This window comes from uncultured Methanobrevibacter sp. (assembly GCF_905235195.1).
Classification (GTDB): Archaea; Methanobacteriota; Methanobacteria; order Methanobacteriales; family Methanobacteriaceae; genus Methanarmilla.
Map to the genome: position 1 here is coordinate 1 of NZ_CAJOKH010000011.1, position 14,064 is coordinate 14,064.

The 14,064-nt window shown below is 26.2% G+C and carries 12 protein-coding genes; 4 read left to right on the forward strand and 8 right to left on the reverse strand.

Annotation, left to right across the window (positions count from 1 at the left end):
• Positions 1 to 185 precede the first annotated feature (185 nt).
• From QZ146_RS01655 to QZ146_RS01665, 3 genes are read right to left on the reverse strand one after another with little or no spacing between them, the layout of a single operon-like run.
• Positions 186 to 869: an amino acid ABC transporter ATP-binding protein gene (locus tag QZ146_RS01655; protein ID WP_295721832.1), complete on the reverse strand. Its 684-nt coding sequence runs from the start codon at positions 867 to 869 to the stop codon at positions 186 to 188.
• A 10-nt stretch (positions 870 to 879) separates the two neighbouring features.
• Positions 880 to 1,530, reverse strand: coding sequence for an amino acid ABC transporter permease (locus tag QZ146_RS01660; RefSeq protein WP_295721834.1), 651 nt, complete (start codon positions 1,528 to 1,530; stop codon positions 880 to 882).
• Positions 1,531 to 1,539: 9 nt separating this feature from the next.
• Positions 1,540 to 2,358, reverse strand: a complete 819-nt coding sequence (locus QZ146_RS01665) for an amino acid ABC transporter substrate-binding protein (RefSeq protein ID WP_295721836.1) — start codon at positions 2,356 to 2,358, stop codon at positions 1,540 to 1,542.
• 365 nt (positions 2,359 to 2,723) lie between these two features.
• Between QZ146_RS01665 and QZ146_RS01670 the strand changes: the two genes are divergently transcribed.
• The gene (locus QZ146_RS01670) at positions 2,724 to 3,644 is read left to right on the forward strand and encodes a manganese-dependent inorganic pyrophosphatase (RefSeq protein WP_295721838.1); all 921 of its coding nucleotides are present in this window, start codon (positions 2,724 to 2,726) and stop codon (positions 3,642 to 3,644) included.
• Positions 3,645 to 3,989: 345 nt separating this feature from the next.
• On the opposite strand, the gene QZ146_RS01675 is transcribed toward QZ146_RS01670, so the two are convergent.
• From QZ146_RS01675 to serS, 3 genes are all read right to left on the reverse strand, one after another.
• A complete protein-coding gene (locus tag QZ146_RS01675) occupies positions 3,990 to 5,189 on the reverse strand; it encodes an ATP-binding protein (protein ID WP_295721840.1) in 1,200 nt (399 codons plus the stop codon).
• A 292-nt stretch (positions 5,190 to 5,481) separates the two neighbouring features.
• Positions 5,482 to 6,330, reverse strand: a complete 849-nt coding sequence (gene surE / locus QZ146_RS01680) for a 5'/3'-nucleotidase SurE (protein ID WP_295721841.1) — start codon at positions 6,328 to 6,330, stop codon at positions 5,482 to 5,484.
• A gap of 97 nt (positions 6,331 to 6,427) precedes the next feature.
• Positions 6,428 to 7,705 (reverse strand): serine--tRNA ligase, encoded by a 1,278-nt coding sequence (serS, locus tag QZ146_RS01685; RefSeq protein ID WP_295721843.1) that lies wholly within the window; start codon positions 7,703 to 7,705, stop codon positions 6,428 to 6,430.
• A gap of 275 nt (positions 7,706 to 7,980) precedes the next feature.
• Here serS and QZ146_RS01690 point away from each other — a divergent pair, with 275 nt between their 5' ends.
• A complete protein-coding gene (locus QZ146_RS01690) occupies positions 7,981 to 8,508 on the forward strand; it encodes a nitroreductase (RefSeq protein ID WP_295721844.1) in 528 nt (175 codons plus the stop codon).
• A gap of 238 nt (positions 8,509 to 8,746) precedes the next feature.
• Positions 8,747 to 9,361 (forward strand): 5-formyltetrahydrofolate cyclo-ligase, encoded by a 615-nt coding sequence (locus QZ146_RS01695; RefSeq protein ID WP_295721846.1) that lies wholly within the window; start codon positions 8,747 to 8,749, stop codon positions 9,359 to 9,361.
• A 145-nt stretch (positions 9,362 to 9,506) separates the two neighbouring features.
• Here QZ146_RS01695 and QZ146_RS01700 read toward each other — a convergent pair whose 3' ends face one another.
• Both QZ146_RS01700 and QZ146_RS01705 read right to left on the reverse strand, forming a co-directional pair.
• The gene (locus tag QZ146_RS01700) at positions 9,507 to 10,334 is read right to left on the reverse strand and encodes a hypothetical protein (RefSeq protein ID WP_295721848.1); all 828 of its coding nucleotides are present in this window, start codon (positions 10,332 to 10,334) and stop codon (positions 9,507 to 9,509) included.
• A 544-nt stretch (positions 10,335 to 10,878) separates the two neighbouring features.
• Positions 10,879 to 12,444: a phenylalanine--tRNA ligase subunit alpha gene (locus QZ146_RS01705; protein ID WP_295721849.1), complete on the reverse strand. Its 1,566-nt coding sequence runs from the start codon at positions 12,442 to 12,444 to the stop codon at positions 10,879 to 10,881.
• Positions 12,445 to 12,648: 204 nt separating this feature from the next.
• On the opposite strand from QZ146_RS01705, the gene QZ146_RS01710 reads away from it, so the two are divergent.
• Complete coding sequence (locus QZ146_RS01710) at positions 12,649 to 14,049, forward strand: MATE family efflux transporter (RefSeq protein ID WP_295721850.1); 1,401 nt, start codon at positions 12,649 to 12,651, stop codon at positions 14,047 to 14,049.
• Positions 14,050 to 14,064: the final 15 nt, after the last annotated feature.

A 14,064-nucleotide genomic window follows, 5' to 3' on the forward strand; every position in this document is an offset into this window, starting at 1 on the left:
GGTGCTAAAAGACAAATAAAATCAAATAATATAAAATGGATGGAAAATAATGTTTCAGGACTTAAATAAATTTTTATCAGTTAAATTTTTTACAGTCCCGTCTAAAACTTTTTTTTTAAAATCCCTATTAAATCATTTATTTTAAAAATAAAAATGGTATAAAATAATAAGAAATTAAGATAATCTTAATCTCCTAATTTTCCTAAGAATTCATTCATTCTTGAATTATCGGAGTTAAATACATCTTCAGGTGAACCTTCTTCAATAATATATCCGTTATCCATAAAGATAATATAATCTCCAACATTACGAGCAAAATTCATTTCATGGGTAACAATTACCATAGTTATTTTCTCTTCTGCAAGTTTTCTTATAACTTTAAGAACTTCTGCAGTAAGTTCTGGGTCTAATGCAGAGGTAGGTTCATCAAAGAATAATATATCAGGATTCATTGCAAGTGCTCTTGCAATTGAAACCCTTTGTTGTTGGCCACCTGATAGATTACAAGGGTAAGAATCTTCTTTATCTTCAAGACCAAACTTTTTAAGTAAAGCTCTTGCTTCTTTGTAAACTTCCTCTTTATTTCTTTTTTGAACTTTTATAGGTGCATTAGTAATATTTTTAATTACTGAATGGTGGGGGAATAAATTAAAATTCTGGAATACTAATCCGAATGTTCCGTCAAATATAATTTCCCCTCCCTCGTAAGTTTCAAGATTTGTTGCACATCTAAGTAATGTGGATTTTCCTGAACCGGAAGGTCCAATGATACATAAAACTTCTCCTTTTTTTACTTTAAGAGAAATATCTTTAAGAACTTCTTTACTGCCAAAACTTTTTTTAAGATTTTTTACTTCAAATAAACTCATAATATTCCTCCTAATCGTAGTAATTTAATTCTTCTTCTATAGATTCCATTACTAATGCAACTATTATATTAAATATATAATAGAATACACCTGCAACTATCAATGCTGTAATTGATGCTTGTGCTGCTGCAATTTGTTTTGCAACTGTAAACATCTCTGGAATTGCAAGTACAAATGAAAGTGACGTATCTTTTACAAGAGTAATAACTTCATTTGTAATTGAAGGAAGAACAGTTTTAATGACTTGAGGTAAAATAATTATGAAAAATGTTTCAAATTTTGAATAACCTAATACTTTTGCAGCTTCATATTGTCCTTTTGGAATTGATTCAATTCCTCCTCTATATATCTCAGCAAAATACGCTGCATAATTTATTGAAAATGCAATAATAACTGCAATCATTCTAAAATGACTTGAGGTATTAAATCCAAAAATGTAATATGGTGCAAAAAATACTACGATTAATTGTAACATTAATGGGGTACCTCTCATAATGGAAATATATACTTTCATTAACCATCTGATTGGTTTAATCGTACTCATTCTTCCCCAAGCAACAAGAAGTCCTAAAGGAAGGGAAAAAAGTAATGTGAGAACGAAAATTTCAATTGAAGTAAGCATTCCTTTACATAATTGAATAATCATTGATTCAAATATCATATTTTTCTCCTATAAAAATTCCTTATTGTTTTTTATTAGAGCCTCTGAAACACCATAATCTTTATATTTTTCAGCAATTTTTTCAACAGTTCCATCTTCATACATTTCATCTAATGTAGCTTGCACTCTATCTCTTAGTTTAGTATTTCCTTTTTTAAATCCAATTCCATACTGTTCGGATGAAATACTTTTATTTAAGATTATATACTCATTATTATTGGATTTTTTATTAATTTGATATAGTGCAACTCCCTGATCCATAGCTATAGCATCACATGCCCCTACTTCTAAATCCATAAATAGAGTATTATCATCAGCGATTTCAGTTAATTTATTAAAACTTCCAGATAATTTTTTATTCTTTTTAAGTGCTGCTAATGCTGATGAATCTTTTTGCACTTCAACATTTTTACCTTTTAATTTTGCTAGTGATTTAATGCCAGAATGGTTTTTTACTACAATAACCTGTTTATTATTGACATATGGTTTAGACCAGGTATATTTATTTTCTCTACCATTTATACTGAATCCACTCCATATACAGTCAATACTTCCAGAGTTTAATTCTGAATCTTTTGTTTCCCAATCTATAGGTTGTTTAACTAAAGTCCAATTATTTCTATCACAAATTTCTTGTGCTAAATCTAAATCAAATCCCGTATATTCTCCATTTTTATCCATATATCCATAAGGGGGGAATTCTGCATCAATTCCAATCACTAAGGTTCTCTCATCATTTTCAGGTGGAGTGTTAGAGAGGTTTACAATAATAAGTAAAGATACAAAAAATATAATAAAGCTTAATAGGATAACCAGTTTCTTATTCATTATTTTGCTCCAATATTTTTAAAACAAGGATATTTTTATACAATTTAATTTAAACTATAATTAAATTTTTGATTTTTTTATTATTTATTTATAGTTATTAAATATTTTATCTGTTAGGGGTAAGTTATTTAATACTAAAATTTTAATAATAATTATTATTAATAAATTATATTAAACCTATATTTATATAAAATCTATATTTTTTAAACAAAATTTATAGATTGATTTTTCATTAGGAGTGTATTTAACGATTATTTTTTAAGAATCTATTGTTTATATTCAAAAATTCTTATTATAATTATCATAATATTTTTTTTATATACGCTCTTAAAATATTATAAAAAAACTTATAGTGAGAAGATTATATGGCAAATACATATGTTTTTGGACATAAAAGTCCTGATACTGATTCAATTACTTCAAGTATAGTTATGGCTAATTTAGAACATGAACTTAAAAACGAAGAAGCTATAGCATGTAGATTAGGAAATTTAAATAAAGAAACTGAATATGTTTTAAATTATTTTAATGTTGAAGCTCCAAAATTAATTGAAACTCTTGAAGAGGGGTCTGATGTAATATTAGTTGATCATAACAGTCCTGCAGAATCAATTGATAATCTTGAAAATTTAAATATTAAAAAAGTTGTAGACCATCATAAAATTGCACTTGAAACTTCTTATCCTTTATTTTATAGGGCAGAAGCAGTTGGATGTACTGAAACAGTTTTATTTAAATTGTATGAAGAAAATGATTGTTTCATATCAAAAGAAATTGCTTCTTTAATGTTATCTGCAATTATATCCGATACATTACTTTTAAAATCTCCAACTACTACTGATGATGATAGAAGAGCAGTCGATGAACTTTCAAAAATTGCCGAAATAGATTATGAAACTTATGGTTTAGAAATGTTAAAAGCAGGTACTGATTTATCTGATTTTTCAATTGAAGAGATTTTAAATTTAGATGCAAAACAAATAGACTTTAAAGATGTTAAATCTATTGTAAATCAGGTAAATACTGCAAGTATTCCAGATGTTTTAGAAATGAAAGATGAATTAGAAGAAGGTATAGAAAAAATTATTGAGGATGAAAAACTTGATATTTTTATGCTTTTAATTACTGATATTATTAATAGTAATTCTGAAGTACTTGTTTTAGGTGAAAGAGCAGATCTTGTTGAGAAGGCATATAATGTAAAATTAGAAGATAATCTTGCACTTCTTGAAGGTGTTGTCTCCCGTAAAAAACAAGTTGTACCTATAATGACTGAAAATGCATAAGCATTTTCATTATTTTTTTATTTTTAATATTAAAATATTCTTTTTATGTGAGGGGTTTTTCTCAAAATTGATTTTTCAATAAAAAATTCCTTATTTTCAAAATAATTCCTTTTATGGGTTTTTTATAGTTTATTACTTAATTTTTCCCCCCCATATTGAACTTATTTTTATAGTTTTTTTTTAAAATTTATTTTTTTAATTAATGAATATTGTTAATATGAAGTTTTATGAAAATTTTTTTTTAAATATTTATTCTTCCATAGCCTAAAAAAACTTATTTATTGTAGTGTTTATAAAATCAATGGTTAAAATTTTTTTACTAGAAATTTACCAGTTTAAAACATATTAAATTTTATCCTCTAATAAGAAATCAACAATATTTAAATGTTCTATACCATCATGAGACATATTCACATCATCTAATGTAATCACATATTTAGGATAATTATCAGGAATATTTTTTAATGGTTTGAATTCTCTTTCAATTGTTTCTTCACTGACCAACAAATATGATACTTGAATATAAATTGGTTTATTTTGTTTTTTGCAGACAAAATCAACTTCTAAATTATCTATTTTACCTATTGTAATATCATAATCTCTTCTTAAAAGCTCAATATAAACAATATTTTCAATTACTCGGGTAATATCTCTCTGATTATTTCCAATTATTGATTGACGAAATCCTAAATCACATAAATAATATTTTTCATCATATTTAAGTATTTTTTTTCCCTGTAAATCTTCACGTTTTACTTGATAAATAAAACAGGCATTTTCAAAGTATTTCAAATAGTTATAAATAGTATTTACAGATAAATTCACCATATCTTGTTTTAATCTTTTATAGATTTTATTTGCTGAAAAAGGTTGGCCGATATTATACATTATAAATCTCATGATTCTGTCTATTAAATCAATATTTTTAATATTATTTCTTTGAATAATGTCTTTTAAAACTATTGAATTGTATAAATCTCTTATAATCAACTTTTTGTCATCACTTACATAATCATAAGTTGAAGGCATCCCTCCATCTTCCAAATATTTGTAAAAATGAGATTTATAATCTTCACTTATTTTATGATATTCAATATATTCTTCAAAAGAGAATGGAAAAATGTTTAATTCCACATATCTTCCAGACAAATAAGTTGCAAATTCACTGGATAGGAGTTTTGAATTTGATCCAGTTATGTATATGTCAAAATTTTCTTTTGCAAAATAGGAGTTAATCAATTTTTCCCATTGGGGAATAACTTGTATTTCATCAAAAAAAAGATAAATTTTACCTTCCACATCTGTAATTTGGCAGGAAATATAATCTTCAAGCTTTTTAATATCTGTTATTTCAAAATAATCACTTAATTCAAAGTTTATCCAAATAATATTTTCTTGAGGAATCCCATCTTTTATTAATGAATTAATTATTTGTTTTAGTATTGTAGATTTTCCAGAACGTCTGATTCCAATTAAAACTTTAATAATATGTTTATTTATGAAAGGCTTAATTTTTTCAATATAATTTTGTCTTTGAATAATCATTGAAATCACCTAATACTACTTTTATTAGATATTAATATAAATATTTTCAGTTGAATGAAAACCATGTTTAAAATTTAATATAGTTTTCCGTTTAATGAAAATTAAATAAAAAAAATCAAAAATGATATTAATCAATGAAATGAAATGGGATGTAGGTAAATTGTATAATATATTAAATACTTAAAATGAATCTATAAACATGTATTTAAAAATTAGAGCTTAAAAATAAATAATGAAAAGGGTAATATGTAATACTTAATCATTTCCCATAGATAACTACTTTTTTCATGTTTTAATACCAACTTTCTAATTTGGATACTGGTACGCTCATATCAACATTTAGTGGAGTTAAACTAGGTCTTTTTTCAACCATTAAACAATGTCCGTCTGTTCCTTCTTCATGAGATTCATTAAGTTTTGAGGTAATCATAACGATTTTATGTGTGTCATCTTCAATAAATTCATTTGGAACAGTGTTATTTTTAAATTCGTAGGTAAAAATCTCCTGAAGGCTATCTTCTTTATCATCAATAACAGTTTTATTAAGCATTTTATCAGATAGTCTGGTGATTTTTATATTTTCAGATAAACAATTTGATGGAATATTTAAATTAAATAAATCTACTCCTTCAGGAAATCCTTTTTTCTGGATTTTTAAAACACAATCCTTTAATATTTTTTTAGACAATTCAAAGTCTTGGTTTAAATGCCAATTACCATCTTCATCTTTTTCAAATGAAGTATAATCCATAAATAAGGATACAGAAATAGCAGGTATTCCCATAGCAACAGCTTCTAATGCTGCACATACAGTTCCAGATGAGGTTAAATCTTTACGGCTAATATTAACTCCAGAGTTAATACCTGCAATTACTAAATCAGGTTTTTCATCCATAATGTAATTTGCACCAATTACTACAGAATCTGCAGGTGTACCAGAAACACTATAAGCAGGACTATTATCTTCAAGTTCGCATGAACTTACCTGAAGGTGTTTAAACATTGTAAGATGACGTCCTACTCCACTGTTATTATCTTCAGGTGCAACGACAGTTACATCTGCTAAATCTTTAACAGCTTCTTTTGCAGCAAAAATTCCAGGTGTATTAACACCATCATCGTTAGATATTAATATATTCATATTTAACCTCGTTGAGTTAATTTAGCTTTAGTTAAAACACAGTTTTTCAAAATATGTCTTTATTAAATTAATTTCATTTAATTTAATTAAATCTTATTTAATTTTGTGCTTTAATTTCTGTTTTACCATTCATATACGGTATTAAAACTTCAGGTATTTTAATACTACCATCTTCTTGTTGATAGTTTTCTAAAATACAACATATGGTTCTTTCTGTAGCAATTGCAGTACTGTTTAAAGTATGTAATATTTGAGCATCACCTGAACCTGCTTTTCCAACACGGGTTTTAGTTTTTCTTGCTTGATAATCAGTACAATTTGTACAGGAAACTAATTCTCTATATGCTTTAGAACCAGGGAACCATGCTTCAAGATCGTATTTTATAGCAGCATTGTCATTTAATGCAGAAGATACGATTGATACAATATGATATGGGATTTCTAATTTTTGATATATTCTCTCAGTTATTTCTAATAATTCTTTGTGTGCATTTTTAGAATCTTCGGGAGTAGTAAAAATAAATTGTTCGATTTTTTCAAATTGATGTACTCTAAATATTCCAAGAGTATCCTTACCGTGAGATCCTGCTTCTTTTCTAAAACAGGTAGAAAGACCACAATATTTAAGAGGTAATTGTTCAGGCCTTATAATCTCATCTCTATGTAATGCTGCAAGAGTTTGCTCTGCAGTTGCAATTAAGTATAAATCATCACCATCAATTTTATATAATGTTTCTTCAAATTCACCTAGCTCAGAAGTTTCAGCAGCAACTTCTCCTTTAACAAAGAATGGTGTTTGAAGAGGAATATAATTTTCTGATTTTAGTTCATTTAATGCAAATTGAATTAAGGCTAAATTTAAAAATAGAATATCTTCTTTTAAATAATAGAATCTTGCACCAGAAACACTAGCAGCAGTTTCAATATCTGCACCATTGATTTTTTCTATTAAATCTACATGGCTTAAGGGTTCAAAATCAAATGAAGGTTTTTGGCCATATTCTTTTATTATTTGATTATCATCTTCACTATCGGAGATTGGTACATCTTCATCAATAATATTTCCCACTTTGTATCTGTATTCTTCACGAAGTCTTTTATACTCTTCTCCTTTAGCACTTAACTCTTTGATTTCTTCTGCTACAGCTTTGGATTTGCTTATAACTTCTTCAAGATTTCCATCTTGTTTTGCCTGTTTGAAAGATTTGGATAATTTGTTTTTTTCTTGACGTAATGTATTTAATTTATTTTCACTTTCTCTCCATAGAGTATCATATTCAATTACTTTTTCAGCATAATCATTATTCCTAAATCTTTTCTTTTCAGATTCAAGTACTATTTTAGGATTTTCTCTAAATAATTTTATATCTAACACTTGAATTTCTCCTTTTTAATTTTAACTGAATTTAATAAGTTTTTAAATTTTTTAAGAACATTTTATAATATTATATCATATATATGGTTTAAATTTCATTAAATATTATAAATAAAATTTTATTATTTTTATTTAATATATTTTTGTTATTTTAAACTTTTTAAATCATTCTTTATTTATATTAAAAATTCATAAATTCTTACAAATATTTTAAATAAGTTTTAATATGAGTAATTTAAATAATTATTATTAATTAAAATTATAGGGGTTATATAATGCCTGAGTTAATAGATAAAATAAAATCAAGAAGAAGTATTAGAAATTTTAAAAGTGATATGATTCCAGAAAAAGATATCGAAAAGATTATTGAAGCTGGAACTTATGCTCCAAATGGTAGAGGATTACAATCTCCAATAATTGTCGCTGTTACAAATAAAGAGTTTAGGGACAAATTAGAAAAAATTAACCGAGAAATAGGTGGCTTTCCAGAAGATGTTAATCCATTTTATAATGGTCCTGTTGTTCTTATTGTTCTTGCAGATAAATCTGTACCAACTTATATTTATGATGGAAGTTTAGTAATGGGTAATTTACTTCTTGCAGCACATGATTTAGGTTATGGTGGTATTTGGATTCATCGTGCAAAACAAGAATTTGAAATGGATGAATATAAGGAAGTTTTAAAGAATTTAGGTATTGAAGGGGATTATGAAGGAATTGGCCATTGTGTTATTGGATATGTTGATGGTGACTATCCTGAACCTTTAAAGAGAAAAGAAAATTGGGTTTATTATATTAAATAATTAAGAATTTATAAGTATTATATTAAATAATTCATACTAAGATTTATTATATTAATAGTTAAGAATTTAGAGTTTATTTATTAAATAATTCATACTAAAATTTATTATATTAATAGTTAAGAATTTAAAGTTTATTTATTAAATAATTCATACTAAGATTTATTATATTAATAGTTAAGAATTTTCAAATTTTATTATTATTATCATTTTTTTTAATTTGCAACTTATAGGTTTTATAATGGATATTGATGCTCAAAAAGATATTTTACGTAAATCTGTTTATGATGCAATATATAATGATGGTTTTTCAAATAGGCCTAATGGAGATTATGGTAAAATCCCTGATTTTAAAGGAAGTGTTATTGCAGCAGAACTGCTTAGAACGACTTTTCAGTGGAAAACTGCTCAAACTATTTTTTCAAGTCCAGACACTGCCCAAAAACCTGTTAGATATTTTCCATTAGAAGATGGTAAAGATTTGATTATGGCTAGCCCTAATCTTCAACATGGTTATCTTTTTTTAAAATCAAGTAAAATAACTTCATTTGTTGAAGCCTCTACTAAAGATGGGGCTTTTAAGTTTTCAGAAGATTTAAATATTGAGGATTATCCTAAAGTTGATATGGTGGTTGAAGGTTCTGTTGCTGTTGATAAAAAAGGTAATAGAATTGGAAAAGGTAAAGGATTTGGTGATAGAGAAATCCAGGATTTATTAAATCGTAAACTGATTGATAATAATACACCTATTGTAACTACAATTCATCCTCTCCAATTAGTTGACTCTGTAATTAATGATCAACATGATAAAGTTTTGAATATGATAGTAACAACCGATAAAATTATTAGAATTTAATTTTCAGTTAATTACAGATTTAAAATAGTTATTGATAGAAAAAAAGATCTTTCACGTAAAATCTGTTTATAATGCAATAGAAAAATATAAAAAGAAAAAAAGAAAGAATTATAAGAAATTATTTTTTATTCCTCTAAAAGTATTATCATCTATTATATGGTGTATACCATACTTTAGCATAAACTGGTGTATATCCATTAATTAAATGGTAATAAGCTGTAGAAACATAAATGTTAGTTTGACCTTTAACTTTTTTAGTGATTAGTTTACTATTTTTATTATTTTTAAAATAAAACATAGCAGATACAATTTTCTTATGAATGTATCCATCTGAACTACTTCGACCATCTACAGTAGCATATACTCCAGGATTACTTTGCCCTCCAAATGTATAATATGCGGTTATACCTTTTTTATGTGCAGGATAACTGTTAGGATTTCTAATTTTGAGCCCAACATAATATAGCTTACCATTGCCTATTGTGATTGTAGAGGTTGCAGATACCTTATATTTTGGATTGGCACTTGTAATATATATTTTATGTTTACCGCTTCCTAATTTTGAATAAAACTTAATACCCTCACCAGAAATTGTTCTTATATAAGAGGTATAACTATGTCCTTTGTAAACTCTTTTAAGTTTTAATTTAAGATTATCCACGGGCTTATTCTTATTGTCTTTTACCCACACAGCAAATTGTATATTTTTTCCTTGACTGCGTTTTATATCATGAGTTTTTACTTTACATTTAATTTGTTTTGTATTTGTCTTTTGAACAGTTTTTTGATCGTTCTTAGAGACTTGTGAGGATTGATCTTCCCATATAATTGGTTTTCCATTGTAGGAATCTGATGTATCAATTTTTTTGTCTTGAACTGTAGATTGTTTAGTTAAATTATCTGTAGCATTTACTGCTCCAATTAAAAGGAATAGTAAACTTATTCCGATTAGTATTTTTAAAATTTTTTTCATACATATTCCACCTTTTTTTGTTTTATATGTCCTGTTACATTTATTAAATTTTATCCAGGACATATTAAGTTTAATAAGTTAAGTTTTTTTTAATTTAAAAAAATAGATATTAAACTTGTATTAATCAAGGGATAGGTAGGTGTCATTACCTCGATATCATCCCCATTACTAAAAAACAGAAAATCATGAGGTCTTATGATTTCTAGTAACAATATAATAAATGTGTTTAAATTCTATTTAAATTTATTTAAAATATTCTAGATGATTTTATAATGTAATATATATTAGTGAATGCTTAACGATTAAATAATTTTCATTTGAAAAATAAGATTGTGATAAACTTTAGTAATTCTAGTCGTGGAAATATCTATGTGAAATTAAAATTAGTAGATATATTTTAAAAATAGGTTTATAAATAAAAATATTAAAGTTAATGGCCTAATAAAGGGGGATTTTAATATATTTTTAAAAAATTTAATAAATTAAATTATAAAAAGAGAAAAAATTAATAAAAAAATAATTGAATTTAAATTTAATTATTTAATTAATAATCAAATTTTAATTTTACACCATTATCTAATGGAATTTCTCTTAACCATTTGATATCACTTTTATACAACATTCTAATATCTGATATGTCATATCTAATCATAGCAAGTCTTTCAATACCAAGACCAAATGCAAGAGTAGGTACTTTAATACCTAATGGTTCAAGAACTTCAGGACGAAACATTCCAGCTCCTCCAAGTTCAATCCAACTTTCCCGGTCTTCAAGATAAATTTCACATTCACATGAGAGGTAAGTGTATGGGAAATAAGCCGGTCTAAAACGAACTTCAAACCCTAATTTTTTATAAAATTCTTTTAAAATTCCAAGTAAATGTTGGAAACTAATTCCTTCAGCAGAAATAATACCTTCGACCTGATGGAATTCAGGTAAATGTTTATAAGTAATAGTTTCTCTTCTAAATACTCTACCTACTGAAAACATTTTCATTGGTGGTTGGTGTGAAGCTAAATATTTAGTTGAAATACCTGTAGTATGGGTTCTAAGTAATGATTGTCTTGCAACATCTATATCCCACTTATAACCCCATCCAGTACTATTAGTATTTCCTCCATCTTCATGGGTTTTTGATACATTTTCTACAATTTCACCTTCAGGTAGTTTACATTCTGAAGGGGTTTTAACATAAAATGTATCTTGCATTTCACGTGCAGCATGATCTTGAGGTTGAAATAGTGCATCAAAATTCCAGAAAGCAGAATCCAGGGTAGTACCATTTGATTCTGTAAAACCTAAATCTAAAAATATTTCTCTAATTTCTTCTATGATTTTTCTTAAAGGATGTGCTTTTCCTGCAAATGTTTTAGGGCTTTCTGCTGTAATATCATAAGGCCTATAGTTTTTATTTTTCCATGTTCCTTCTTTTAAATCATCATGGCTAAGTTGAGTAGCTTCTTCTTTTTTATCCCCAATTTCAAAACCTTCTTCTAATATGTCTCTACCTAACTTATTAAGCTTGAAACTATGTGAACTGGTCTTTTTACTTATAAGAAGGTCTTTTCTTTGGGTTAAATGTTTGTAAGCTTGAAGTTCAATCTTATTTAAATTACTTTTATTTAAACTTTGGTCAGCAAATATTTTTTTTAAGAGTTTTTCATCTTCTCCTTGCAGGTCACTTTGTTCAATTCCATTATCTGTAACAGTTAATTCACCATTGTTTATTTTAGCCCATTTTTTCCGATTTAACCAACCCAGTGAAATATTAGCTTCTTTTTTATCAATACCTATTTTTTCACTTAATTCCTTCATAGGAATTTTTTTCTCATGGGATAAGACATTTAATACTCTACGTTCTGGAAGACCTTTTTCTGCAAAGTCTTTTCCAGTTTTTGTTAATTTAATTACTTCTTCGGTATTTTTTTTAACATCAATTATACCTTTAGCAGCTAAGGAACCTGCAGCACTCATAACAGATTTAATATTTATATTTTCTTTTTCTGCTACCTCTTCAGGAAGAATATCTTCATTTTCTTCTAAATTTTTAAGTAAAATCTTTTCATAATAAGGTAATTCTTTAATGATTTTTGAAATATCTTCACTCATTTTTACACCTAAAGGTTATAATAATTTAAATTTCTTATTTTAAATTAGTAATAAATTTTTTTTTTAGAATTTTGATATTTTAAATAATTAATAAATATTAAAATGTAATAATATATGTATAGATAAGATAATTTATAAATGTTATTTTTATTAAGATTATTAAACATTTTTTTATAAATTTTTCCGTAAATTATTGTTGATATTATGAATCTATTTAGGGCTACATACAATATTTTAAGTGATAAAACAGTTAATGAAAAATCATATTTTTTCACAAATAAAATGCTTTTTGCTTTATTTTTCCCTCTTTTAATAGAACAGGGTTTAGAATTTTTTGTCGGTTTTATTGACACTATGATGGTTTCAACTATTGGTGAGGCAGCTGTTTCAGGTGTTTTTCTCATTGATTCTATTATGATGCTTTTAATATTTTCTTTTTCAGCACTTGCAAGTGGAGGTGCAGTTATTGCAGGACAATATTTAGGTAATGGGGAGTTAGATAAGGGATGTGAAGCATCAAATCAATTAGTATGGTTTTCAGCAATAATTTCTATTATAATTGGACTACTTATTTTTCTTTTTAAAACATATATAATTAAATTATTATTTGGACAAATTAGTAGTAGTGTATTTGTCAATGCAGATATTTATTTAAGCTATATGATTTTAACTATTCCATTTGTTGCAGTTTATAATGCAGGGGCTGCAATTTATAGGACAATGGGAAATGCTAAACGACCTATGATTATAATGTTTATTTGTGATTTATTTAATGTTATAGGAAATGCAATACTTCTTTTTGTCTTTGGTTTTGGTGTTGAAGGTGTAGCTATTCCTACGGTATTTTCCAGATTAATAGCATCAGTTGTAATGATTTATTTTGTTTTAAATGAGAAAAATGACCTTCATATTAAAAAGACTTTAAAATATAAATTTGACTTTTCTATGCTTAAGAAGGTGTTAAATGTAGGTATTCCATATGGAATTGAAAATGGGCTCTTTCAATTAGGTAGAATTTTAATTTTAGGTTTAGTATCTACTTTCGGTACAATAGCTATAGCTGCAAATGCTGTTGGTATAAGTTTCGGTATTTTTTCTGCACTGCCTGGTTTTGCTATTAATTTAGGTCTTACAACAGTTATCTCTCGTTGTGTTGGTGCAAATGATTATACTCAGGCTAAATTTTATAATAAAAAAATTATATTAATAACATTTATCACTCATTTATTGGTTAATATAATAATATTTATTATATTAGATCCGGTTCTTTCTTTATATAATCTATCACCAGAATGTAAAAATTTAGCAGCGGATATGATTATTTGGTATGGTATATTTGCAATCATTATATGGCCTTTAGCATTTACATTACCTACAAGCTTTAGAGGTGCAGGTGATGCTAAATGGCCTATGATTGTAAGTTTACTTGTAATGTTTATCTGCAGGATTGCACTTGCATATGTAATTGCTGATTACTTTGGATGGGGAGTATTTGGTACATGGGTAGCAATGTTTATAGACTGGTATGTTAGAGCAATATTTTATATTTATAGATATTTAAGCGGTAAATGGATGGAATATAGGGCTGTAGGTAATAATTTTTAAAAAATTTTAAATATA